Here is a 26,725-nt window from a genome sequence, read left to right as displayed (position 1 = left end):
CTTATTTCTTAACAATCATCATTTCGGTGAACTATTGAGGAAAGATCATAGAGGCGGGTACGCGTAATCCTTTAACCCTGTAGTAATAAGGGTCCATGCCTCCATTCTCGCACCAGCTTAAATCACAACCCGTGACATTCAGACAGTACGTAAGCAGCAATTCATTGCGACCGTTATCAAACTCAGGGTGAATGGAAGGAGTATAATACCTCGCATAACTACCTTTGAAATACTCAACGATGTCATACACTTTTTTAGGGGTAGTAAACGGACCAGTTGGACTATCTGAATAAGACATATAGATCTCGCGGACTGAATTGTCGCAGAAGAAACCCTGGGTCATGTTCATCATTACGTATTTTCCTTTCCAGTAAGCAACACTCACATTAGCCATTCCGGCGCTCACGCGTGCTTCCGTAGCGTTTGTGGGTCTGTCAGCCCACTTTGATCCATCCCAAAAGGTCCATTTCATCGGATCACTCTGCGGGAACCTTGCCACAAAGACGTTCGTAGTGGTTATTCCTGTACCGCTGGAACCAAAAGAATAAACATAACCGTCATTGCTTTTAACCATTCCGGTAGAGTAACTGACAGCAACCTGGTTGCTCATACCTTCAGGAGCGAAACGCACGGCGCTCCATTGATTTCCTGCTACTTCGTTAAGCTTATACAAGGATTGATTGGTAGCATTTAAGTCTCTGCCTTCACCGCATTGCACCCATACATCATTGCCGATCTGTACGCCTAGTCCCGGCCATGACCAGGTTGTTCCCGGCTGATTGTTGAACACCTGCTTAGGACGATTATGAGCACTGTTAGCGATGGTCATGTTCGGGGTATGTGCAGGATCCCAATCAGTTTTTGAGGGCTGAATCATTACAGAGTTGTTGTAACTAAAGAAATGATTACAATCGAACACGTTTCCATCTCTAAGCGAAACGCCATCCCATGCGTCCTGAGTGATCCATAAAACTCTTCCATCACTTAAAGGAATACTGGTTCCCTGGTCAAAAGCTACCGACCCCTGGCTCGGCGAATTCCGTTCGAAAAACGTAACAGCTTTATCATCCCGGTAAGATTCCTCCGCAATCGGACTTAAATTCCATTGCTGCTTGGTGTCTGTACTAACAGTTTCCTGTATCACTCTCGGGTTGCTACCCACAGATGCAATGTACGAAATAGCCATTCCATTCCCTTTGTTGATAAAGGAATATGCACCCTGAGCTGATTTTTCCCTGATCTCCCATAACTGGTCGCCTCCCAGTACAGCCTTCTCTGAAAGTTGTAACAGCTCAGCGCCCCCGGCAGTCCCGGGAGAAGTTAGCAGCTTTCCACTATGCAGGTTCATCATCTCATAGTATCTGATGTTATTCTCGGTCAGCTTATAAATGAGCTTCCATTTCTGCCAGATATCAGCCACCCCTTCCGAGCCAGCGGGAAACAAATCTATCTTCTGATTATTTCTATATTTCTCCGTGAATTTAATATTCCCGGCTACCTGGAGAAATTTTGCAGCAGCCACATTTTTAATTGTATAAGAGGCATAGTCCACTGCTGCCGGATCAAACACAACGAACACTACTTCCCAGATTTCCATCTGTCCGCTTTCGGCTGTAACCGTATACTCAATAGTCTTTGTGGCCGAAACATCCACTACCTCCCCCGATCTCGGAGAGATCGTTGCCTTGTCGGAAATAGTTATGAGTGGAGTCACTGCTTTCAGATTCACTGTTTTTCCAACGGTTACCACCACTCTGTTTTTTCCAGCCGTTCTTGAAATAACGGCCTCGCCTATTTGCCCCTGTTCCAGTCTGAATTGCTTGATCATCCTGCCCGGATGCGGCGGCATGACATACTCGTCGTTACAAGCCCAGGTAAGGAACAGACATGATATTAACAGAAATACAATTTTTTTCATATTACACTTTAATTAATGACCAACGCTATTATAAGCCTACCTGAAAACCTAAGTTAATTACACGTTGATTCAGGTAGGTGTCTCCGGCTGTATTCGACTCGACCTCCGGATCCTGCTGATATTTTGAATAATTAGTCCAGGTAAGCAGATTGTATCCACTGAGATAAATCCTGGCATTGCTTATTCCTAAAGGCAGCGCTTTATTCGGGATCTGATAACCAAGCTCCAGAGTTTTCAACCTTAAGTATTTGGCATCTATCAGCCAAAAATCAGACAAGTAAGCCGCCGGACTGTTTATCGATGTAGGATTTGTCGTCAGCCGGGGGAACTGAGCATTCTGGCTGTTTTCGGGCGTCCACCTCTGCTGGTGAATCGGCTGAAACTGACTTTGAAAAGGCTCAATTCCGGTTCCTTTTACTACGAAACTGTAACCTGCCGTGCCCTGGAAAAGTACGTTTATGCTAAAGCCTTTGTACCTGCCCCCAAGAGTTAGACCATACGATGTACTCGGTAAATTAGGTTTTCCTATTGCAGTCTTATCGCTCTCGTCAATTACGCCATCCTCGTTAAAATCTTTATACTTCAGATTTCCTTTGTCGTCAAAACCGATAAATGTATACCCGAAAGGCTGATTTATAGAATGGCCGGTCTCCCTGAGCCAGGGGTAAGCCGGAGATGGCTCATCCTTGAACAATATTTTGTTCTTGAAGTAAGAGAATACCGCAGAAACGTTATAACTAAAGTTACCTGCATTACTGCGATAGCCCAGTTCTCCGTCAAATCCTTTGTTACGAACCCTGGCAATGTTCTTGGGCGAAGCCTCTACCCCGATATTTAAAGGAAGGGAAGTGGGCTTAATTAATTGCCTGTACCGCATATTATTGAAGTAGTCGACGGTAACATTCAACTTGCTTCCAAATAAGTTGGCGTCGACCCCAAGATCAAACTCCTTCTGCTTCTCCCAGGCAACGTCAGGATTACCCAGCGGACCTTCAATAATTGAATTTTCAGGATTATTAGTCTCCCCAAAAGAGACACCGGGCTGAGGTAAATAAACCTGGTCATACAGGTAGCGGTTACCCTCAACCTTATCCGATCCTACCACACCGTACGAGGCCCTGACTTTCAGGAGGTCAACAAATTCGAGCGCTTCTTTTCTGAAGAAATTCTCTTTCGAGATACTGTATCCTAGTGATACAGCAGGGAATAATCCGAAGCGGTTATTCGCTTTGAAACGATCCGACCCATTGTAGGCCGCACTGAAATCGACTATATACTTCTCCTTATAGTCGTAAATCGCTTTGAAGGTTGTACCCTGAAAATTCTGGGGTATCCAGTTGTTGGCGTTGACAAATAAGTTCTTTTCCTTATACGACTCCCTGTTATATAACAGCATCCCATGCACATTATGCGATCCGAAGCTGCGATCGTAATTAAAATATGCCTGAATATTTACACGATGATTAAACAAGCCCTGTTCGGCACTCAAAAGGTAGTTCCCTGAAGTATAGGTCGGACCGTTCAGTGTATACGTATCACTATCGGGATCATATAGATAAGATGGAGGGTTTTCTCTTCTTTGCAGACGAGCATTCGACTCAACACTCGCATAAGCAACCCTTCCTATAAACGACAATCCTTTAGTCAGGGCATCCAGTTTCTGTGTGCCGCCAAAAAGCACATTCAGATCATTTCTTCTCTCAAGTTTGTAACCCTGTGTTGCTAGCCGGGCATTAATCGTTGGAAGAAGCCCTTTTGTGTCACTGGCATAGGCATAACTTCCATTGGGGTTTAAGAAAGGCGCCGAATAAGGGTGGATACGTGAAAAATCATATACTTCCCCAACAATATTGCCTGCGTATGGAGCATTGACCCTGTTAAACCTTCCGCTAAGGTCAAAACGCAGGTTCAGGGTCTTGGAAGCTTGTACGTCAAGGTTCGACCTGAAATTGAACCTCCGGTAATAATAATTCGGGTTGACCTGATTTTCTGCGTCCTGAAACGTCCTCACATTTCCATTCTGTGTAAATGCTCCTCCTGAAATAAAATATTTAACAGCCTCTGCCCCTCCTGATATATCAATATTACCGTTATACTGCAAAGAGATGGGCTTAAATATTTCCTTATACCAATTTACGTCCGGGTGTCCGTATGGGTCGTCGCCCTTTCTGAAATGCTCCAGATCTTCGTCACTGAACTGGGGCGATTGGCCATCGTTCGTCAGCGCTTCATTAACCAGCAAAGCTGATTCGTAACTATTTAAAAACGTAGGCTTCTTAACAGGAGCCTGCAAACCCGTCTCTACTCTCACATTAATTTTTGGCGCTCCGGCACTACCTCTGCGCGTTGTAACGATCAGAACTCCATTTGCCCCTTTGATCCCGTAAATGGCGGTAGTAGAGGCATCTTTTAATATCGAAATGCTTTCTATTTCGTTTACATTGATCTGAGAAAGCTGTTCATAAGAATACTCAATGTCATCCACTATGATCAAAGGCTGATTGCCATCCTTGTTTAAAGAACTTACACCCCGGATAAAAAAATCAGACGCATCGCGCCCCGGCTGCCCTGAACGTTGCTGGGCTATAAAACCCGGAAGCTTGCCCTGCAGCGCGTTTTGAACGCTTGAAGTGGGTACTTCCCTTATCTCCGCACCTTTGATTGCACTTACAGAACCTGTAGTCGTAATCCTCTTTGCCTTCCCAAAGCCCACTACCACTACCTCATCCAAACTGCGGTTACTCGCCTGTAAGATTACTTCCAGCTTTTGCCCGTCTTGAACCTTCAGCTCCTGGCTTTGAAATCCTATGCTCGAGAATACAAGCACATTAGCCTGTCCCCTTAATACCATGGTGAACTTTCCGTTTACATCGGTGCTCGTACCGCTTCGTTCAACGCCTTTTTCTTTAATGCTCACGCCCGGCAGGGGCCCGCTGGCATCTTTAACTATCCCCGAAACCCTGGTTTGGGCGAAGGATATAATCGGGCTCATCAAAAAAATGAGCAGAATCGCATATAAATATTTTTTCATCTGAGAATTAGATTTAAATCGGACATGTTAAAAATTCTACCATCCCGGGTTTTGCACCATGTTTTTATTTTTAACTACTTCTGAATATGGGATCGGAGCAAAATACATTTGCGGCGCCTTAAACTTCATTTGCAGCACCGGGGTATCCTGGTAACTAAAGGCTCCCGAACCAAGCTTATAGATCAGCTTCCCGTGCAGCTCTTTATTAAACTCTGTTTCTGCGATCTTCCACCTGCGCACATCATAATAACGATGCTCTTCAAATGCTAACTCTACCCTCCTTTCATTCCTGATAAGCGCTCTCATCTGCTCTTTACTTAAGCCTTGAGGAATAGTGTAAGGATTTAAACCGGCCCTCCGTCTGATTAGCTCAACAGCGCTGTATACATCGGCATCGGGAGCACCCAAATACTCATTCCTTGCTTCCGCAAAATTCAGAAGCACCTCGGCGTAGCGAAACAGGATATGATCATGAGGGATATTACTGTACTGAGCTGAACCGGTATAATCAGCCATGAACTTCCTGGCGTAATAGGAAGTGCGGGTTTGCTGCCGCGTACCACCGGGTTTGTCGGCACCGCCTTCGTGAGTCTGCACAGGACGCCCTAACCATGGCGCTCCGTTATACAGGATCGTTGCATAAAACCTTGGATCCCTGTTTTCGTAAGGCGAATTCGCGTTATATCCTGAACCCGTCTCTGTTATGGATTTGCCATTAGCCATTCCGAAGGCATTCACTAATTCCTGAGTTGGACTGGTTCTTCCATTGTTGATCGATGAAGTGTAACCAATGGGACCATTATTGTTCTCGACAGACTGGTTGTTCCCTCCCTGCCGGGCAAAAATCCTTTCAGGACTCATCTGATTGAGAAAGACGTTCTGGAAGGACGGATCGAGACTTAAAACGTTCTGGTCAATCAGCTCGCGGGCTGCGTTCGCTGCTCTTTGCCAGCGGCCCGCATCATAAGATGCATAACCTGTATACTGATTGCCCGCCTCTATGTTCCCGCCGTTATAAAGAGGACTCGCTGCATAAAGTAATACCCGGGCTTTTAATGCGATCGCTGCCGCCTTAGTTGGCCTCTCTATATTATTAGCGTCGATTGGATTGGTCCTTAAACTGTCCTTAATCACATCGCACTCGCTGACGATGAACTCCACACAGTCACTAAAAGAGCCTCTCGGAATATTAACGTCATCGGCCAGCGAAAGAACTCTGTCGCCCAATAAAGGCACTCCTCCGTACCGTTTCAATAATTCGAAATAATACAGCGCCCTAAGGAATTTAGATTCGGCCTTCCAAACCCGGTTAAAGGGCGTTCCATTACTTAGTTTCCCTTTCAGGGGAACGCGGTCGATATTGGAAATAAAAATATTAGTTTGCCTGATACCGGTATAAAAATTAGACCACTGATTATCAGGATAGCCATTGGCGGTATAGGCCCCTGTTGCTAATTGAAAGACAGAAGTATTGCTGGTATTTGACGAAATTGCGTCATCAGCGCCGGCATCGAGGAAATCACCTCCCACCCTGTTATGAATGCTTGGAAGATGCAAATAAGAATCGTATAAAAAGCGGTTCGCATTTGCTCCTGCAGAGTCTCTCGAGTCGAATATAACATCTAAAGTCTGCTGTTCAATCGGCACAGTTTCGAGGTCCCTTTTACAGGAGGCGTACAAAGACGTCAACCCCGCCAGAAACAATACTTTATAGTACTTCTTCATTAGAATAAATAGCTTTTTTGATGCACCTGAAGTGTTCGTATAATCGTTAGCTATCATTCTCCCGGAAGTAAGATCACGTGAATTTTTCATTTGATTATTTTTTAGGAACACTTAAAGTTTAATATTAACACCAGCGTTTATTGTTCTTTGGATCGGGTAAGCGGCATTGCTGTACACCTCCGGATCGAGGCGCTCGTAGGCGGTCTCAGTAAATAAATTCTGAGCGTTGGCGAAGAGCCTTAATCCCGAAACCCTTAACTTCCTGGTAATACTGTACGGTAAGGTATAACCAACATCAATATTCCTGATCCTGAAATACTCTCCAGAATGTGTCCAGAAGCTCGAGTTGTTTAAGTAAGGCGTGTTATTAGCATTGAAGCCTACCGTCAGTCTCGGATAAGTAGCGGTTGCAGCCGTAGCCGGAGTCCATCTGCCCAGCATATAGTCATACCCCTGATCTTTCCCTCCATTCCCGAAAGAGTAATCCGTTTGCTGATAAGTCCTGTTCTTTACACCCTGAAGTAATACACTGAAGTCGAACCCGGCTATACTGAAACCGAGTGTAGCTCCGTAATTTATCTGAGGTTTCGTATTTCCGAGCGCTGTCTGATCAAACTGATCAATCACGCCGTCGCTGTTCAGGTCAACTAATTTCACATCACCAGGATAGACAACTGTTCCGGCAAGCAAAGGCGCTCTGTCGGCTTCTTCCTGCGTTTGAATAAGGCCATCGGCACGATAACCAAATGTTTGCCCCACAGGCATTCCGGTCCTCCAGTTCCATGGATAGCGCTGCTGCAATTCGTCCATATACAACACCTCCGTACGCAAACGCGAAGCATTGGCCGTGATGAAATAGTTAAATTTATTAATGGAATTCCTGTAGGTAAGGGTTAATTCCTGACCAGTGTAAAGGTTTTTTCCCACATTTTCATTTGGATAAGACATCCCGATGATTTCGGTGGTAGAACCTCTCTGCTGCAACAAATCGTAGTAGGTATCGCGGAAGTAGTCGGCATTCAGTGTAAAGTTCTTCAATACCTGAATATCCAGACCAATGTTTAGCTTGTGTCCTTTTTCCCAGGTAGCATTCACATTCGCCATGTTCCTTTCCACTAATCCATATATCGGCGAATAACTCGTTGACGTTGGATAACTATTTGTGCCATCCTGCCCGAAAGCTCCGCGCCATGAGAAATAACCAAGGCTATTTTCATTGCTGTTTCCTGTTTTACCGTAAGTTCCTCTAAGCTTGAACTGCTCGATCCAGCTGACGTTGTCTTTAAAGAAGTCTTCCTGCGCAACATCCCAGCCTAATCCTGCTGCATAAAATAACCCAAACCGGTTCCCAGGCTCGAAACGGTCGAAGCCCGCATAATTAACTGCCGCCTCCGCGAAGTATTTATTATTATAGTTGTAATTAGCGGTTGCAGCTATGTTGGTGTATTTTCCGGGCAGATCATACTGGTACGTTGAAGATTGCTGATCCACGAACAGCATGGCTCCTCCGGAATGCCCCTCCTTACTGAAATTGTAGCCTAAGGCCCCCTGCACGTAAAACAGCTGTGCTGTAGAGGTAGCATTCATCGTATTTGGAGGGTCCGAAATGGAACCGAACCGGTTATACTGAATCGTCCCTTTAGCATCCAGATAAGCATCAAACACTTCCCGGGAGAAGGCCCTGTTTACCAATGTTGAAGACAAAGAAGAGAAATTAACCTTCGCCTTTGCATATAATCCCGGGAGCCACTTGTCGAACTTGTAATTCAAATCGAGGTTAGCCATCAGGTCGCGGTTATTATCCAGGAGATAACCCGACCCCGTTGTCTGCTGGTAAAGATTTGTTATATAGTCGGAAGTACCGCCATAACCTTTTCCATTAATAACCGGATAGGCATTGTTGGGGGTACTGTAGAGCCTTTTCAGGATTTCGTTTACTCCTGCCCCCGGCTGTCTTCCTTCCTGAATGCGGCCGAAAATCTGAAGTCCTATAGTGAAACTTTTGGAGACATCTACATCGATGTTAGAATTAATGAGATAGCGGTCCTGCTCCAGATTGGTTTTATAATCAAACTCATCGGAGGATTTAAACATGCCCTGTTGGTTCATATAACTAAGAGCAAGAGAATACCGCGCGTTTTTCAAGCCGCCGTTTACATTCAGGCTGTACTTGCTGATAGGATTATTATCCTTCAAAATCGTGTTATACCAATTAACATCCGGGTAGATATAAGGCGATGATCCGTCCCGGTATGCTTGAAAGTCCTCGGCCGAATAAGCCGCAGGCAAGTTACTGTTCAATAACGCTTCGTTATACAGGTAAGCATATTCATGAGCGCTAAGCGGCCTGGGAGTTTTAAGAGCGCTTTGAAAGCCGCTCTGTGCAGTGAAAGATATCCTCGGCGGCCCGGCAACACCCGTTTTAGTAACAACCTGCAAGACACCTCTTGAACTCTTCTGCCCTAACAACAAAGTAGAAAGGGCATCCTTAAGAACCGTAACCGATTCTATCTGTTCCGGATCTATCGAATAGATGTCGCGCTGTATACCGTCTATAATCGTGACGGGAGCCTGCCCTCTCAGATTAAAACTTATCTCAGAATTATCGCTTATGCCTGAAGTGTACCTTGTGGCTTCATTCGGGAGCGTTCCGGCAAGATCATTTACAGTGATAGAGGTTGTTCGTGCAGTCCTGAACCCGCTCACTTCCTGAGTGTAAAACCCTGCCAGACGCCCGGTAAGAGCATTCAGATAAAGTGGAGTGGGTGTGCTCGTTAGTTGTTTGTTGTATATCGAAGTCACTGCTCCGAGAATTTCCTTTGTGTTTCGGGTATTATATAATATCTGAACGTTTTCATGACTTTTCAAATAGCTCTCATCCATTCTCACCAGCACCTGTGCATCCTGTTTGAATTTTATTTTCCTGGTAGTATAATCGGGATGCTCCACTATGATCGTCTCATCTTCACCTTGAACATCTATCTGGAACGAACCTGAATTATCGGTAACTACTGCTGTTTTACCTCCGGGAAGTGTTATACTGGCATTAACCAGAGGCTTACCGAACTCATCCAGCACCGTACCCTTTATTACATGCTTTGCGCGCAGGCCCTGATCGGATAACCTGGAGGGAACAGACTGTGCTTCTGTAATATATATATTACAAAACAGCAATAGCATCCCACATATGCACTTTTTTAAGTAGCGATTCAGCATTTTATCAGTATTAAGATTTTTAAATTTATTTTACTGTTATAATGAATAGATCTATACACTATGGACATTTAAAAGTATACTTAAAGGGATCGGCGGTATTGCCATATCCTACTTTGGCGCTGCCCGTCTGATCTGTAAAATAATACTCCAGGCGTGCGAGCTTTTCATTGTCCGGCACATTCAGCAGCCCTCTGGGCCATATATCTATCCTGTATTTTTTACCCCCTAATGGCTTTAACCTGGTTTTATCCACCTTGGTGCTCACTGAAATTTGCTGCCCGCTCTCCGTAATCCCCCGTGCTTCCAGATAAATGTCATCCGTATTTGACAACCCTGTTTCCAATATCCCGGCATCGAAGGTCAGAGAGATAAAGTCATTATCGAGGCTTTTTACCGGTTCAACTTTCGCCAGTTGAGGATTAACATAATCCACAAAATCACCAGACCCGTTTACAACTGAAAAATCGTTGGAGAATGCATATTTTGTATAGTCAGTATCCTCAGGCCTAAGGTTCTCTTTAGAGGAGAGAACGAAAAACCCAAGCCTGCAGAGGCTGTTTTCAGAACCAACTTTCGAAGATATCTTTACTTTAAACTTGATGTCCTCGTTATTATTAAATGTATAGGTAGGTACACTTCTGTAAACAAGCCATTCAAAGTCGTCCAGCAGGTTTGGTCCAATCCCAAATCTCTTCTTGGCAGCATCCGGCCACGAAAGCCCCGAAACCACCTCTTTTTCAGCGCTGGGAATCAACACCAGGGTGCTATTTCCTTTTTCCGAGCTGATAAGTTCGACCGTAGTATTCTGGGCTGCGTTCCAGCTTTTTGGCACCATAAACCCTACGATGAGTTTGGTGGTATAAGGGGGATCTGTATTTACAATGCGTGGTTCAGTTCCGCAATTCAATGTAAAGACGGCTACCTGATTTGCATTCGCTTCGGAGGGAGCCTCTACCGTCAGTGAGGTTAATCCGCAATTTGCAAGGAATATCACCAGGAACGAGCCTGCAATGATTAAAACAAGCTTTATATTTTTAAGTAACTTCTTCATTTGTCGTTTCTTAATCTTGAACTTTCTCAAAAACGTACCTGTATTTGTTGGTCGAACAGCCGGGACTTAGCGTCATACTGAGCTGTGTTTTTCCCTTTTTTACAGGCAATTGTAGTGATACCTTACTTTCAGTGACTCCGCCCGTCGGTTTAAGCAGCAGATAAAAGGGATACTGAGGGTCGTCTAAACTAAACGTGCCCGCCTTGTTAACCACAAAAGGAAACTTATCGACAAAGGAATAGGAGTAATCCTGCTTCAAAATAAACCGGAATGCACTTAAATCTAATCTCTGAGATAAATCTTCCTCATTTCGTGTTACCTGTACCACCTTCCATGTACCGGCTATATCTTTCATCGGTTCCATCGTTAAACCGGTCATTTCCTTACTGCAGCCCGCTAACCCCGAACTTAGTACCGACAACGCCAGGCATACCTTCAAAATAATTCTGTACTTTTTCATTAGAATAATCTTTTATTTATAGCAATGAGTTTATCACATTGAACAACTTCTATTCGCACAGGTAAAAGTTTGTGGACACATGATGATTTCATTGTTTCGTTGGTTCTATTAGATTGTATTAGTATCCCGGGTTCTGAAGAAGTTGTGTTGACTTAGAAACTTCAGATAGCGGAATCGGCCATAAATACATTCGTTTATCGAAAGTGTGCTTGCGAACATTGATAGTACGGTAGGTCGTACCTGTTGCCGTCTTAGTAGGTTCGGTCCCGTGCATTTGCTGGTTTTCCGTAGTCTCTGCAATTTTCCATCTCCGCACATCAAAAAACCGGTGGCCTTCGAAAGCCAGCTCCAACCTTCTTTCATTCTGAATGACTGTGCGCATACCGGCTTTACTTAATCCGGTTGGCAAAGTATAAGGATTGAGCCCTGCCCTTTTTCGAATCTCCTCTACAGCTGAGTAAACCTCAGCATCGGGAGCGGCAAGCCTTTCATTCCTCGCCTCAGCAAAATTCAACAAGATCTCGGCATACCTGATCAAAGGAAAACAGCGGTTCGTATTGGTATTAAACCAGTCGGAAACAACATCCCGGTTTAACATTTTATTTGTATACAACCCCGTCGGCGTGCCTTTATAAATGGCATCCTGGCCGGAGCTAACCCTGCTTGGATCAGTAGCATCGATGTGGATATTCACCGGAAACTTAGTGAGCTCCGGCCGGCGAATAACCAGGGTCTGGTCGTGAATAAAGGTATTATTAAACCTGGGATCACGGTTGTTGTAAGGATGCGAAGCATCATATCCCGATGTGGGGTCTGTTATTGAACGACCGTTAGCCATTCCAAAGGCTTCGGCAAGATCCTGGTATGGGTAAGCTGCAGGATTACTAACGCCACGTGTGGGAGGCTGCCATAAACCTTCCAGCTCACGGTTGGGCCCCTGCATTCTTGCAAAAATGAGTTCAGGACTCTTTCTCAGTGTAAACACCTGGTAAAAACCATAACCCGGCTCCGTGGTGTTATCAACCAGAAGACCGTAATAACCCATTTTCATTACTTCCAGAGCAGCGTCCTCTGCCAGCTTCCAGCGGTTTGCATCGGCTGAAGGGTATCCCGTTATCGCGCGCAGCTCGGGGGACTCCGCTATTTGTCCGCCATTAAATAAGGGACTTGCAGCATACAGCAAAAGCCGCGATTTCAAACTTTTGCAGGCGGTTTTATTTACCCTTCCATAGTTCTCAGCTACCTGTACCGAATCCAGATCTGCAGCGGCAATATCACACTCACTTACTATATAATTTACGCATTCTGCAAACGTATTCCTCACTTGTGGAATATCATCAGCAGCGTTATACACACTATCTCCCATTAGCGGCACGCCGCCATAGTGCTCCAGCAGGATGAAATAATACCAGGCCCTAAGGAAACGCGCTTCTGCTTTTGTGCGCGTTTTTAGTTTATCTGATAAGTCTGCATGAGGCCGGTGTTTCAGAAAAATATTAGCCCTGCGAATATTCGTATAGCTGATACGCCAGGCATCATCTGTGATAATAGCCGGGTTTACTGTCCCTGTCGCAAATTGAATGTACGTGTTCACCGCGCCCGATAATGCGCCTTCCGCCTCGTCGGAAGCTGCGTCCAGCCCTCCTCCATTAAGATAAAACCCGCTCGCGTTTTTTATTTTAAATCTGTTTGGAGCAACACTGAAGCCTATATCCGAATAAATGCCGTTCAGAAAGTTCATCGTATAGGCACTGTCGGCAAAAACAGTGTTTTCATCCAGGTCTGTAGATTTCGTTTTCCCTAAAAAGTTTTCCTTTTTACAGGACCCGACCAATACAGAGAACAGGATCAAAGAGATAAACGGTAATGCTTTGTCCATAATTAGTGAGAAATTGATTAGTTAATACCTTAAAAGAGAATACTTCGGAGTCTTACGTTAATTGCTGCTATTGATTACAAAACCTCGACTTTTGTAGTAATAATCTCAGGACTAAATTATTTAATAAAACCGATTTAGCAAACCAATAAGACACTTTTATGAAAAATGCAGTTATCCGTCAAAAAAGATGCGATTTATAAAACAGAAGTCTCATATTGATGCACTTTCAACTAAAACAAGCGGTTTTTGTTAAAACATCTAAAAATATCCCAGCGCAATACAGCAGAATCCTACCTATGAAATACGTTTATTTTTTTCTTAAAACACGATGAATGCAAAATCGATTTACTGAAAGAATACAGTACTGTTTTTCTCTCTTTTCTACGATCATTCGTGGCCAACAAATAACCTTCATGATTTCACAAAAAAGCCGGACATCAATCACTTTTTGCCCGGCTTTTTTTTAATATAGTAATGATCAGAATGGTAATGATACAGCCCGTTTAACAAGCCATTTAATTTCAGACGCCCCAGTTCGTATTCGGGGTAGGACCCATCTGTAAAACAAGCCTGCCTCCTTTCACTATTTCTGAATAATCGATACTGCTTCCCGTATAGGGCTTTCCATTGAGTGTAGCGCTTTGTATATATACATTTTCCGGAGAATTATTCCTTGCCTCTACTTTGAAGATTTTAGATGAATGCTCCCCAACTTTTATCTCCGCTTGATCGAAAAACGGACTGGTGATCTCGTATCGGGTGTCGCCGGGACAAACAGGGTGTAAACCAATCGCTGCCAGTACATACCAGGCAGACATTTGGCCGACATCTTCATTTCCAACTAAACCCTCTACTTTATTCTTATAAGCTCTGGAGCAAATCTGACGCGTCCATTTCTGTGTCAGCCAGGGTGCCTTCAACCGGTTAAACAGAAAAGGCACGTGATGAACCGGCTCATTAGCATGGTTGTAATAATCATTCCACATCATATTCTCCGGAACCTTTTCGAAAAAATGTTCCAGATCTGATAGTACTTTCTCCCGCCCACCCATCAGTTCCGTCATTCCAGCCACATCATGAGGCACAAACCATCCTTGCTGATAAGGATTACTTTCAATGCAGCCATACCATTGTTTCATTCTGCCCTCTTCGGGCCAAGCTTCCCAGTTTCCGTCTTTGTCTTTCGGACGGAACCAGCCAACCTGCGGGTCAAATATATTGCGATAGGCCTGCCCCCGAAGCTGGTACTTTGCAGCATCTTCCGTGCGGCCTAAAGCACTGGCAAGACGTGAAACGCACCAATCAAAATAAGCATATTCTAAAGTATTGGCTATACCGAAAGATTCATATGTATAGCCGCGACTTCCGTTCCCAAACTTCTCAGCTGTATTCTTGCAAAGCTGATAAGCATGGTTTACATCGTATCTCCTGATACCTTTCGCGTAAGCGTCAGCGATCACCGAAATAGCAGGATTGCCGATCATGCAACCGCTGTAAGAATTCAGCATTTCCCAGCGTTCCAGATAATCAAGCTTTTTCTCATCCGCCAGAGTCACCAGTGAATTAATCAGGTCATTTACCAAAGAAGGGTTAATGATGGTTTGCAGGGGCATCTGGCTCCTGAAAACATCCCAGCCGCTAAATATAGTCCGTTTTGTGAAGTTGCCGGAATTATGAGGCCGTCCATCACCGCCCATATACCTGCCATCCACATCCTCGAAAACCCGCGGATCTATCATGGTATGATACAGAGCCGTGTAAAATGTTGTTTTTTCGTCATCTGTCCCTCCATTTACTTTCATCTTCCCAAGAGCCGCATTCCAGCTCTCTCTTGCTTTGGCCTTAACAGATGTAAAATTCCAGTCAGGGATCTCGGCCGAAAGATTATTCCTGGCACCTTCTATACTTATGTATGAAATTCCCGTTTTAATTATGATCTGCTCTCCTTCTTCGGTATTAAAATTGGCAAAGAATCCTAAATGCTTGCCCGAAGAAGATGGTACTCCTGTTGATATCTTCGCTTTAGCAACAAGGTCCTGATAGGCTTTGCTTTCTACGTCTTCGCGTTTTCTGCTTCGGCCATCCGGAATTTCCGCGCTCCAAACTCCATAATCTTTTAATGGTTTACTAAATTTTGCACAAAAATAAACTGTATAGTCTGCCTTCCCGTCGCCATTTCCCCAGCCTCCACCTTCGGGAGTACACTTCATCCACCCTTCGATGGTATTCTGGTCTACAACTTTTACGTATTGGGAAGTAGAGGTTCCTCCCACCCGCCTTGCCAGGTCTATTTGTATTCTTGATGAGTTGTGTCGCGGAAAAGAAAAGCGCATCATTCCGCAATGTGGAGTGGCGGTGAGCTCCGCTTTTATCTTATAGTCAGTAAGAAACGCTGTATAGTACCCAGCCGAGGCCTTTTCACTAGCCTTATCATAAAATGACCGGTACCCTTTAGCGCCATTCTCCTTACCCGAACTGGTTTGCAAAGAGCCTGTAGTAGGCATTACCAGAAAATTTCCCATATCTCCATACCAGCCCACTCCGCTCATCTGAGTAAGGGCAAAGCCTTCGATGGTTTTATGCTCAAAGCTGTATCCTGATCCGTTATCCCCCCCTGTGATCGTATTTGGGCTAACCTGAACCATTCCAAAAGGCGTAGTGGCGCCTGGAAATGTTTTACCTAAGCCATGATATATTCCGGCAGCTCCCTCACTGGTACTGGCTCCGATAAAGGGATTGACGTAATCCGCAGGTTTTTTTGTCTGGGCAGTAGTCGCTAGGCCAGGAACGTGCAGCCCAATAAGAAGCGCAATTGCCTTTAAAGCTCCTGATAACTTTTGATTTAAAACACACATGACCTATTTAAAATTAGAATTGTTAGCATATATATGTCCAGGACACGATTGGTTAGAACGCGATCAGAACCTAAGTCCGACCTTTGTTGCAACGCAAATGTAGCAAAAAACCGATTTAGCAACACTAAATTGAAAATTTTTTATGAATTGCCACACCCTGTCAACACTATGAGGAGTAAGTAAATCGTAATTATGATCCGATGTATTATTTACAGACCTGGGCGGTCTGAGATTATAGAGATGCTTAAGATGGGCTAATATTATCCAGATATGGTATAGAGTTAAAAGTTGAGAGTTAAAAGTTGAGAGTTAAAAGTTTAGAGTTGAAAGTATAGAGTTAAAAGTAAACTATTCGACTTTCAACTCTATACTTTCAACTTTCAACTATACTCTCGCTATTTCTTCCAGCGCTTTATTAATCCTGGCGACAGCTTCTTCTTCGCCTATCAGTTTGGTAATATCAAAAACGGCAGGACCGAACTTGCCTCCTACCAGCATGATCCGGTACGGGAGCATCACATCTCCAATTTTGAATCCCCTCTCCTGAGCCATGGCTTTAAAGTTCTCTTCCAGGTCATGGGATGTGAGTGAAGGGTTAGCTAAAAGGTAGTCTGAAAAAGCTTTGAAAAATTGTTCCTTAGCTTCCGTCCACTTAGGTTTTACTGCGGCCAAATCATAGGTTTCAGGAGCTTTAAAAAAGTAAGAGGTCTGTGCCACAAAGTCGGGCAGCAAATGGCAACGGTCCTTAACGAGCTCAATAACCGTTTCAAGTTTGGCGGTGTCAGCAACCTCTATTCCGGCGTTATTCAACTGTTCAGCAACCAGTCCCTTTAGCACATTGCTGTCGATCTTTTTAATCCATTCCGTATTGAACCATTTAGCCTTTTCATAATCAAATTTCGCACCCGATTTATTCACACGATCAAGAGAGAACTTTTGAATCAATTCTTCGAGGCCGAACAGCTCCTGGTCGGTACCATCATTCCAGCCCAGCATGGCCAGCATATTGATAAAAGATTCGGGAAGGAAGCCCATCTCCCGAAATCCCGGTGTAAGCTCACCCGTGTTAGGATCGGTCCAGTTCATGGCATATACCGGAAACCCTAGTCTCGCTCCGTCCCTCTTGCTCAGCTTTCCATTGCCATCAGGCTTGAGGATAAGCGGAAGATGCGCCCAGCGTGGCATTTCATCTTCCCATCCAAGATATTTCCAAAGTAAAAGATGCACGGGCGCCGACGGCAGCCATTCCTCTCCACGGAAAGCATGCGTAATTTTCATCAGGTAATCGTCGACGACTACAGCCAAATGATAGGTCGGCATCCCATCGGCCTTCAGCAGCACCTTATCGTCGGACTGCGAAGTTTGAAAGCTTACTTCACCACGGATCATGTCGATAAATGATACCGTTTCATCTTCCGGCATCTTGATGCGGATAACATGCGGCACGCCGCTATCGATCAGTTTCTTTACCTCCTCTTTGCTCAGTGTGAGAGAATTCCGCATCTGGTCGCGGTAAAAATAGCCGTATTGAAAGTTGGCTATTTCCTTCCGTTTCTGCTCAAGATCTGCAGGGGTGTCAAAGGCATAGTAAGCATTTCCGCTTTCAACCAACTGTTCTGCGTACTGGCGATACAGGGCCTTGCGTTCACTTTGCCTGTAAGGCCCGTAGGGCCCACCGTTAACCGGACCTTCGTCTGGTTGAAATCCGCACCATTTAAGACAGTCTAAAATATATTCTTCAGCACCAGCCACATAACGTGTCTGGTCGGTATCTTCTATCCTTAAAATGAACTTTCCCTGATGCTGACGTGCAAAAAGATAATTAAATAAAACAGTGCGAACGCCTCCAAGATGTAAGCCTCCCGTAGGACTTGGGGCAAAACGCACCCGAACATTATCATGCATATTGAAATCAATTTATATGAAGCAGCAAAGATACACTTCCTTTAATTTACATCTTACCTCAGGCACAAACTAATGTAATGAAAGTAAGGCCGCGGAGGGTCCTGTCTCTTATTAATCCCTTACAAAATCCCGACCAAAGCCTGATCTCGTCAGCATCATGTCAGCATCTCCTCAGTATAATGTCAGACTAAAGTCTGACGAGAGTCTGACATGATGCTGACAAGAGTCTGATGAGATGCTGACATGATCCGGGCTTGGTCAGGCACTCGTCAGACGTTTTTAGGGGATTTATCAGCATCTTTCCGGACTACTATCAGATTTTTTTCCTACGACGTTTAATCCACAACTTTTACATTTTCAGGAAATAGCGCTTCTGACCTTGTCTCTATATCCAACTTTTTTTCCTCCCCGAATGTCTTCAAGCAGCCAGCTCGCGAGCCATGCTGTCCGTCTCCTATCCTTAGCCAGCGAGGTCGACCGTCGTGGTATATAGCAATGCGGTGATTAGAATCCTGAAAAGCCTCCTGGAATTTTCATTTTGTTGATCTATAAATGCCTAATTCTCCGTACATTTGTCTACTTCATCTATAGACTATTCGTTTATAAAGCGCATAGAGAGCCCATAAAATATCAGTATTTTTGCTTGGATATAGATTTAGAATACGGGGATAAAAAATGATTGAAACTCTAAAGAGTAAGTTAGAAGAATTGCTTCCGGCGCTTGACGGTCTTTCGCCACAGGACGCCATTGCCCTGCTGGCAAAAGCATTCGAGGGAAAAATCGTCTTTTCAACCAGTTTCAGCTGGGAAGACCAGGCAATCTCCCATATGATACTGTCACGGGACCTTCCCGTGAACATTTTCACTTTGGATACAGGTCGCTTATTTGGGGAAACTTATTATGTGTGGAGCCGCACTAACGAGCTGTATAATACCCGCATTAACGCTTTTTACCCTAATCAGGAATTGATAGAACGCTTCGTTACCGATAAAGGGCCTAATGCTTTTTACGAATCGGTTGAAAACAGGAAAGGCTGCTGCTACATCCGGAAAGTGGAACCACTGCAAAGAGCGCTTGCGGGAAATCAGTTGTGGATAACCGGCTTAAGGGCTGAACACTCACCCGACCGCAGTGACCTTCCGCAGCTTGAATGGGATGAAACGAACCAGATATTAAAGTTCCACCCCCTACTGCATTGGTCGACCGATCAGGTAAGAGCGTTTATTAATGAAAATGGCATACCATACAACACCCTTCACGATAAAGGCTTTGTGAGTATCGGTTGCGCCCCATGTACACGCGCCGTTATGCCGGGAGACGATTTCCGTGCCGGCAGATGGTGGTGGGAAGATAAAACAAGTAAAGAATGCGGGTTACACGCTCATTCCTAAAATATTAACAATATAGCTTTATGCCTCTACATAAATTAGATTACCTCGACCTGCTGGAAGCTGAATCGATACATATCATGCGGGAAGTAGCGGGTCAGTTCGAACGTCCGGCGCTTTTGTTTTCCGGAGGTAAGGATTCCATCACACTGGTGCAACTAGCCCTTAAAGCTTTTAAGCCTGGCAAGATCCCTTTTCCTCTGGTACATATCGATACCGGCCATAATTTCCCGGAAGCGCTTGAATACCGCGACAGGATTGCAGAGCAAACCGGAGCACGGCTTATCGTAAGGAAAGTTGAAGATACGATCAAAGCTAAAGGTCTTAAAGAACAGACCGGAAAGTTTGCTTCGAGAAATGCACTACAGTCTTATACCCTCCTTGATACTATCGAAGAATTCGGCTTCGATGCGTGCATTGGCGGCGCCCGGCGCGACGAAGAAAAAGCACGTGCTAAAGAACGGATATTCTCTGTACGGGATGAATTCGGACAGTGGGATCCTAAGAAACAGCGCCCCGAGTTATGGAACCTCTATAACGGGAAGATCTCGAAAGGTGAAAATGTACGGGTTTTCCCGATAAGCAACTGGGTTGAACTTGATGTTTGGAACTACATAAAACGCGAAGGAATTGAACTTCCGTCAATTTATTTCACCCACGAAAGGGAAGTGATCGTTCATCATGAGCACCTCGTGGCTCTTTCTCCTTTTGTCCGTGTTGATGAAGACGATGTGATCGTAAAGAAAAACGTGCGCTATCGCACCGTTGGCGACATGACCTGCACAGCTGCAGTTGAATCGACAGCCTCTTCTATTGATGATATCATTGCCGAGATCAACAAGACGAATATCAGCGAACGCGGCGAAACGCGGATCGACGACCAGGTGTCGGAAGCGGCGATGGAGGACAGGAAAAAGAACGGTTATTTTTAATTTGGAAAAAAATAGAAAAGCCACAAAGCTGACAGCTGAAGGCTATATTCTGATAGTTTAACATATGGACTTACTTCGATTTATAACGGCGGGCAGTGTTGATGATGGTAAAAGTACTCTGATTGGACGTCTTCTTTACGATACTGATTCAATAAAAGTTGATCAGCTGGAGACTATTCAGAAACAAAGTAAAAATAAAGGAGAAGGTGAGATAGACCTCGCTTTATTTACAGATGGTCTTCGTGCAGAGCGCGAACAGGGTATCACCATCGACGTGGCCTATAAGTATTTCGCAACTGACAAACGAAAGTTCATTATTGCTGATGCTCCCGGACATATTCAGTATACGCGTAACATGGTTACAGGAGCTTCTAACTCCGACCTCATTATCATTCTGATCGATGCCCGCTTAGGGGTAATCGAACAAACGCGCCGCCACAGTATCATTGCTTCTTTATTACAGCTCCCTCATGTTGTCGTAACGATCAACAAGATGGATATGGTGGATTATTCTGAAGAGGTTTTTAACAGCATCGTCGAAGAGTATTCTAAAATGGCTGCCACGCTGAATATTAAGGATGTTACTTTTATTCCTATCAGCGCGCTAAAAGGCGATAACATCGTTAATCCTTCAGAAAACACCCCATGGTATACAGGCGATACTTTGTTACACCTTCTTGAGAATGTGGATGTAGTAAGTGACATCAACTTTTCGGAATCCCGTTTTCCGGTGCAATACGTTATCCGGCCACAGTCTGAAGATCTTCACGATTACAGGGGATATGCAGGAAAGGTGCTGAGCGGAACTTATAAAAAAGGGGATGCAGTGACCGTCCTGCCGGATGGGATAGAATCGGTGATTGAAGCTGTTGAAGTGCATGGACAAGAAGTGGAAGAAGCTTTTGCTCCTCAGAGTGCAGTCATCCGCTTGAAAGACGATATAGATATTAACAGGGGTGATGTGATCGTTACAAAAACGGCGCATCCGAAGGTTTCACAGGACATTGAAGCAACCATCTGCTGGATGGACAATAAACCTCTTGTAGCGGGCAATAAATACCTTCTGCAGGTACAAAGCCGGCGGGTACGTTGTGTGGTGAAGGAAATCAACTTTAAGCTGGACGTGAATACGCTCGAAAAGCACGAGAATATTTCTGAAGCCGCGTTGAATGATGTTGTTCATGTAACTATAAAAACCGCCTCTCCGATTGTCTATGACAATTACCTCTCTTTGAGAGCAAACGGGGGCGCTATTTTGATTGATGAAACTGCACATACAACGGTTGCAGGTTGTATGTTAAATTAGGATACAGTCTCTGGGACCTACGGAAGAACCTGTAGGTCCGCGGGGGTACCTTCTGAAATAAGAAGTAAACGGTTTTTTCGTTATCTTGGTAGAATATAAAGGACGATATGAGCTCCTCTACCGGCAATTATTCTTACCTCATTCAGAAAATTGATGAGTTTATCCGGAAGTACTATCTCAACAAAGTAGTAAGAGGTGCTATTTACCTTTCTGCGTCGCTATTTGCCAGTTATGTTGTTATTACCATAGCTGAGTACTACGGCAACTTTAACGAGCTTATAAGAAGTGTTTTATTCTTTAGCTTCCTTCTCTTAAACCTGTTTATCTTCGGTAAGCTAATCTTTCTGCCGCTGTTGTCCTATTTCCGACTTGGAAGCACCATTTCCCACGAACAAGCCTCCGAAATCATAGGGAATCATTTCGGGCACATAAAAGATAAACTGCTAAATACACTTCAGCTAAAAAAACTGGCTGATGAGAATCCCGCCCAGAAAAGTCTAATCGAGGCGGGAATCAATCAAAAGATAGCAGATCTTAACCCGGTGCCTTTTACAACGGCCATAAAGATTGCCGATAACAGAAAATATCTGCGTTTCGCTATACCGCCTCTGGCAGTCATTCTTCTCATTGCCTTCACCGCTCCGGCTATTTTTAGTGAAGGAACCGAACGAATATTGCATTACAATAAGAAGTATGTAAAGAAGGCGCCGTTCACGTTTGTTGTTCTCAACAGGAACTTATCTGTTGTGCAAGGTGACGATCTGGAACTTAAAATTAAAATGGAAGGCAGCGAGATTCCGCAGGACATTTATATTGAAGATGGCCTGAGCAGTTATAAGCTCGATAAGGAGAACATTGTGCGCTTTAGCCATACATTCAGAAACCTCCAGCACAATAAACACTTTCGGCTTTCGGCTGGGGGCTTTTATTCGGATCCCTATGTTATTGACGTTAAAAGCAGGCCATCGCTTCTGAACTTTAATGTGTCGCTTGAATACCCCGCTTATTTGCACAAGAGCGCTGAAATACTGGAAAACACGGGCGATCTCACGGTTCCCGAAGGGACTAAAATAAGGTGGAAATTCAGAACCTTAAATACAGAATCCCTGGCTATCAGGATAAATGATAAAACCAATTTTCTTAAACCTGAGCAAAAAAACACATTCCAGCTCGCCGTTGCAGGTAAACAAAACGCTCAGATATCTATCAGACCGGAAAATGATCAGGTCAAAGACAACGACTTCATTTCCTATAAACTAACGGTTATACCCGACTTACGACCGTCCATAGAAGTATCAGAACAACTGGATTCTTTAAACGGAAAAGCGCTTTATTTTATGGGAAAGGTGAACGACGACCACGGCTTTTCAAGACTTGCGCTTAATTACAGGATTCTGAATAAAGGTGTTGCGGGCGCTTATAAAAGCCAAAGTATTCCCGTTAACAGAAATACCACCAGCAGTAGTTTCTTTCATTCCTGGGACCTTGGAAAGGCTGAAATCAAGCCGGGGCAACAGGCGGAGTATTTCTTTGAGGTTTTTGATAACGACGGCTTTAATGGGCCTAAATCGGCAAGGTCGGAAACAAGAACATTAAGAATAGATACAGAAGAAGAAACGGAAGCGAAAGTTGACAAATCGTCGGAAAACATCAAGCATAAGATGGACGAGGCTATCCGCCAGGCAAAAGCGATAGAGAAAGGCGCACAGATGATGAATCGTGATCTTCTCAATAAGAAGAATCTCTCATTTGATGAAAAGAAGCAAATTGAGGACCTGCTAAACAAGCAAAAAAACCTTGAAAATCTTGTCGGCGAGATCAGAAATGAGAATAAACACAATCTGAATAAATTAAATATGCTGCAGGAGCAGAAAGAAGAAATACTGCGGAAGCAGAAGCAGATCGACGATCTGTTTAACAACGTTCTCGACGAAAAGACGAAGGAAATTTTAAATAACATCAGGCAACTACTTGAGCAGAATAACAAAACAGAAACGCAGCAGGAGCTCTCTAAAATGCAGTTGGATAACAAATCGCTTCAAAAAGAACTCGACAGGATACTTGAGCTTTACAAGCAACTGGAGTTTGATCAGAAGCTGTCGCTTGTATCTGACAAGCTAAACAAGCTCTCTGATAAACAGCGACAGTTAAGTGCAGCTGCACCAAAGTCGCAGAGCCTTGATAGCGTTAAGAAGGAACAGGAACAGATTAATGCCGGTTTCCGGGATTCAAAAAGTGACCTGGAAGAGCTGGAAAGGAAGAACAACGAACTTGAGAAGAAGAACAACTACGAAAATCCAAAAGAGGAACAGTCGGAAATTGAACAGCAACAAGGTTTCATTGATAAACAATTGAATAATAGAAATGTATCCAGGGCAGCAGAACCGATGAAAACAGCTGCCGCTAAAATGAAACAACTTGCTGAAAAGCTGAGCAAAATGCAACAGGAGAATGACATGGAAGAAAACAGGCTCAGCATTCAAAACCTCAGAGAAATTCTCGCTAATTTGTTGACGTCTTCTTTTGAACAGGAAAAACTTTTGCTCGAGGTGAGGAACACTTCGCCTGATGCTCCGGTTTATTTAAAACTGGTTCAAAAGCAAAAGGACCTTCGCGATAACTTAAAATTGGTTCAGGATAGTCTTTATTCACTGAGCCGGAAAGTTCCGCAGTTGCAATCCGTTGTAAATAAAGAGATACAGGCTATTAACGATAACATTGATCGTTCCATTCAAAACCTTGCCGACAGGCGTTCTCCGGAGGCCAATCGCAATCAGCAGTATGCCCTCACTTCTATAAATAATCTCGCTTTAATGCTCAGTGAAGTGGAAGAACAGTTACAAAAAATGAGCAAAAATGCACAACCGGGTGGGAAAGGAAAACAAAAAAGCTTATCTCAGCTTAGTAAAATGCAGGAGCAGCTCAATAAGAATATGCAGAAGGTAAGAGAGCAAATGAAGCAGCAGGGCATTAAGGAAGGTCAGCCTGCAGGAAAAGGTCCATTGAGTGAGCAGATGGCAAAGATGGCGAAGGAACAGCAGCTGATAAGGCAGGCGTTACAGGAGATTAACAGGGATTTAAATAAGGATGGGAAGGGCCGGCTTGGCGATCTTGAAAAATTAAGCCAGCAAATGGAACAAACTGAGACAGATTTCGTACACAAAAAAATTAAACAGGAAACAGAACTTCGTCAGCAGCAAATTCTTTCTAAGTTATTAGAAGCGGAGAAAGCAGAGCGCGAACGTGAAACTGATAATCAGCGGGAAAGCAAGGAAGGCAGTGACCAAACTCCGGTATTCCATTCAATATTGGATGCCTTTAAAAAAGAGAAACAACGGGAAACAGAACTTCTTAAAACAGTTCCGGCTTCTTTAAGTTTATTTTACCAATTGAAAGTTGGTGATTATTTCAGACATTTAGATTCAAAATAGTGATATGACAACAAACCGGGTAGATATTTCAGATAACACGGTATTATACACATTACAGTTACCTTCAAAACTAGATAGCATAACTACCGTGGAGAATTTTATAGATAACCTGAAAGAGGAATATAAAATAGCAGACGATACGTATGCCAACATGCTTACCTGTATGAGTGAAGCTACGATAAACGCTATTATCCACGGAAATAAACAGGATGAGAATAAGAAAGTCTATATTAACCTGGAAGTTCATGACGGCAAACGGATGCAGTTTACGGTAGCTGACGAAGGTGAGGGATTTGACTATGAACGTCTCCCCGACCCTACTGCGCCTGAGAATCTCGAGAACTTAACAGGTAGAGGGATATTTATAATCAAACATCTTGCCGACCAGTTTATCTTTAACATGAAAGGCAACGAAATAGAACTACATTTCAAACTTTAATGATCCGTACAAAAATTTCTTTTTTTTCTGAGGAAATTGCCTTCTCCCTGAAATTGAAAACCAGCATTCGAAGCTGGATTAACGATACTATTACTTCTGAAGGTAAGAAAGCTGGCGAACTTAACATCATATTTTGCAGCGATGATTATCTTCTCAGTATAAATAACCAGTACCTTAACCATAACACCTACACTGATATTATTACTTTTGATAATAGCGAAGATGAGAGCCTAATAGAGGGCGATATTTTCATTAGTATTGAGCGCATTCGCGAAAATGCTTCTAATTTTAACACAACAGAGAAAGACGAACTTCACCGGGTCATCATTCACGGCATACTTCACCTCCTTGGCTATAAAGACAAAAATAAAGCCGATAAAGATCTGATGACGCAAAAGGAAGATTTCTATCTTAATAAAAGGAATTTTTGAGGTGTTTACTCGCAGAGAACCTTACTATCGCAACAAAAAAGCCATAATACACATAAATAACGTTCGCTGAATCAAAGACATCATAAATTTGAGGGTAACAACCTTTTAATGCGACGGGCTGGAAAGTTTCATACGCAATAAATAATTACTATATTTGTACCATTACGGTACACGTGTAATTTTAAGGTTATGTTAGTAATAAGCAGCCGCGAATTTCGAGAAAAGCAAGCAGAGTATATGGACAGGGCGGATAATGGAGAACAGATAATTGTGCAACGGGGTAAGAACAAAGCTTATGCCATTACTCCCGTAACAGATGATGATCTCTATTTCACACCGGCGATGCTCAATCGGATTAAACAATCTATAGAGCAAGTTAGAGATGGAAAAGAAATAACGGTAAAAACCAATAATGAATTAAAGGATTTTCTTGATTCACTATGAGTTACGAGCTCAAATTTTCTGCAAACGCAATTGAGGACATATCTTTTTCTTAAAAAGGCCGATAAGCCAGCTTATAAAAAACTAGAAAAACTCTTGTTAGAATTAAGGGAACACCCGAAAACGGGAACAGGAAAACCGCAACTAAAAAAATATACCCTTTCCGGATTTTATTCGAGAAGAATAAGCCATAAACACAGACTAGTTTATCAGATTCTGGAGGAAAAAGTGATTGTTCTGATTTTAGCTGCTCAGGGGCATTATGGAGATAAATAGAACGAGTTAGCCTACAACCCATACCTCCATTTATGGACTG

The 26,725-nt window shown here is 43.7% G+C and carries 17 protein-coding genes; 8 read left to right on the top strand and 9 right to left on the bottom strand.

From position 1 onward, the window contains the following. Nucleotides 1-31: 31 nt before the first annotated feature. From BDE36_RS01635 to gltX, 9 genes are all read right to left on the bottom strand, one after another. The gene (locus tag BDE36_RS01635) at nucleotides 32-1,918 is read right to left on the bottom strand and encodes an RICIN domain-containing protein (RefSeq protein ID WP_141813480.1); all 1,887 of its coding nucleotides are present in this window, start codon (nucleotides 1,916-1,918) and stop codon (nucleotides 32-34) included. Between the two features lie 28 nt (nucleotides 1,919-1,946). After that, nucleotides 1,947-4,949: a SusC/RagA family TonB-linked outer membrane protein gene (locus BDE36_RS01630; protein ID WP_141813479.1), complete on the bottom strand. Its 3,003-nt coding sequence runs from the start codon at nucleotides 4,947-4,949 to the stop codon at nucleotides 1,947-1,949. A 36-nt stretch (nucleotides 4,950-4,985) separates the two neighbouring features. Further along, nucleotides 4,986-6,764 carry a RagB/SusD family nutrient uptake outer membrane protein gene (locus tag BDE36_RS01625; RefSeq protein ID WP_235904426.1) on the bottom strand — a complete coding sequence of 593 codons (1,779 nt, stop codon included), beginning with the start codon at nucleotides 6,762-6,764 and terminating at the stop codon, nucleotides 4,986-4,988. Between the two features lie 21 nt (nucleotides 6,765-6,785). Next, entirely contained in the window at nucleotides 6,786-9,854 is a 3,069-nt protein-coding gene (locus tag BDE36_RS01620) for a SusC/RagA family TonB-linked outer membrane protein (protein ID WP_235904428.1), read from the bottom strand. A 94-nt stretch (nucleotides 9,855-9,948) separates the two neighbouring features. Continuing rightward, a complete protein-coding gene (locus BDE36_RS01615; RefSeq protein ID WP_141813477.1) occupies nucleotides 9,949-10,941 on the bottom strand; it encodes a DUF4961 domain-containing protein in 993 nt (330 codons plus the stop codon). A 10-nt stretch (nucleotides 10,942-10,951) separates the two neighbouring features. Continuing rightward, nucleotides 10,952-11,401 carry a DUF5004 domain-containing protein gene (locus BDE36_RS01610; RefSeq protein ID WP_141813476.1) on the bottom strand — a complete coding sequence of 150 codons (450 nt, stop codon included), beginning with the start codon at nucleotides 11,399-11,401 and terminating at the stop codon, nucleotides 10,952-10,954. Nucleotides 11,402-11,519: 118 nt separating this feature from the next. After that, the gene (locus BDE36_RS01605; protein WP_141813475.1) at nucleotides 11,520-13,280 is read right to left on the bottom strand and encodes a RagB/SusD family nutrient uptake outer membrane protein; all 1,761 of its coding nucleotides are present in this window, start codon (nucleotides 13,278-13,280) and stop codon (nucleotides 11,520-11,522) included. Nucleotides 13,281-13,801: 521 nt separating this feature from the next. Then, the gene (locus BDE36_RS01600; RefSeq protein WP_141813474.1) at nucleotides 13,802-16,135 is read right to left on the bottom strand and encodes a GH92 family glycosyl hydrolase; all 2,334 of its coding nucleotides are present in this window, start codon (nucleotides 16,133-16,135) and stop codon (nucleotides 13,802-13,804) included. Nucleotides 16,136-16,519: 384 nt separating this feature from the next. After that, on the bottom strand, nucleotides 16,520-18,040 hold the full coding sequence (gene gltX, locus BDE36_RS01595) for a glutamate--tRNA ligase (RefSeq protein WP_128768129.1): 1,521 nt from the start codon (nucleotides 18,038-18,040) through the stop codon (nucleotides 16,520-16,522). A 675-nt stretch (nucleotides 18,041-18,715) separates the two neighbouring features. Between gltX and BDE36_RS01590 the strand changes: the two genes are divergently transcribed. The 8 genes from BDE36_RS01590 (at nucleotide 18,716) to BDE36_RS24320 (ending at nucleotide 26,685) form a co-directional block, all read left to right on the top strand. Further along, nucleotides 18,716-19,432 (top strand): phosphoadenylyl-sulfate reductase, encoded by a 717-nt coding sequence (locus BDE36_RS01590; RefSeq protein WP_128768130.1) that lies wholly within the window; start codon nucleotides 18,716-18,718, stop codon nucleotides 19,430-19,432. 20 nt (nucleotides 19,433-19,452) lie between these two features. Then, the gene (cysD, locus tag BDE36_RS01585; protein ID WP_141813473.1) at nucleotides 19,453-20,361 is read left to right on the top strand and encodes a sulfate adenylyltransferase subunit CysD; all 909 of its coding nucleotides are present in this window, start codon (nucleotides 19,453-19,455) and stop codon (nucleotides 20,359-20,361) included. A gap of 64 nt (nucleotides 20,362-20,425) precedes the next feature. Next, complete coding sequence (locus BDE36_RS01580) at nucleotides 20,426-21,667, top strand: sulfate adenylyltransferase subunit 1 (protein WP_141813472.1); 1,242 nt, start codon at nucleotides 20,426-20,428, stop codon at nucleotides 21,665-21,667. A gap of 107 nt (nucleotides 21,668-21,774) precedes the next feature. After that, the gene (locus BDE36_RS01575; protein ID WP_141813471.1) at nucleotides 21,775-25,098 is read left to right on the top strand and encodes a coiled-coil domain-containing protein; all 3,324 of its coding nucleotides are present in this window, start codon (nucleotides 21,775-21,777) and stop codon (nucleotides 25,096-25,098) included. A gap of 4 nt (nucleotides 25,099-25,102) precedes the next feature. After that, nucleotides 25,103-25,537, top strand: a complete 435-nt coding sequence (locus BDE36_RS01570; protein WP_141813470.1) for an ATP-binding protein — start codon at nucleotides 25,103-25,105, stop codon at nucleotides 25,535-25,537. After that, nucleotides 25,537-25,968, top strand: coding sequence for an rRNA maturation RNase YbeY (gene ybeY / locus BDE36_RS01565; RefSeq protein ID WP_128768135.1), 432 nt, complete (start codon nucleotides 25,537-25,539; stop codon nucleotides 25,966-25,968). The genes BDE36_RS01570 and ybeY overlap by 1 nt, the downstream gene beginning before the upstream one ends. A gap of 189 nt (nucleotides 25,969-26,157) precedes the next feature. Then, nucleotides 26,158-26,412 carry a type II toxin-antitoxin system prevent-host-death family antitoxin gene (locus BDE36_RS01560; protein WP_128768136.1) on the top strand — a complete coding sequence of 85 codons (255 nt, stop codon included), beginning with the start codon at nucleotides 26,158-26,160 and terminating at the stop codon, nucleotides 26,410-26,412. 30 nt (nucleotides 26,413-26,442) lie between these two features. After that, nucleotides 26,443-26,685: a Txe/YoeB family addiction module toxin gene (locus BDE36_RS24320; protein ID WP_202618197.1), complete on the top strand. Its 243-nt coding sequence runs from the start codon at nucleotides 26,443-26,445 to the stop codon at nucleotides 26,683-26,685. The last annotated feature ends 40 nt before the right edge of the window (nucleotides 26,686-26,725 follow it).

It is taken from the genome of Arcticibacter tournemirensis, assembly GCF_006716645.1.
Lineage (GTDB): Bacteria > Bacteroidota > Bacteroidia > Sphingobacteriales > Sphingobacteriaceae > Arcticibacter > Arcticibacter tournemirensis.
Note: the sequence above shows the minus strand (reverse complement) of the source record. Positions and strands in the feature narration are given on the sequence as shown.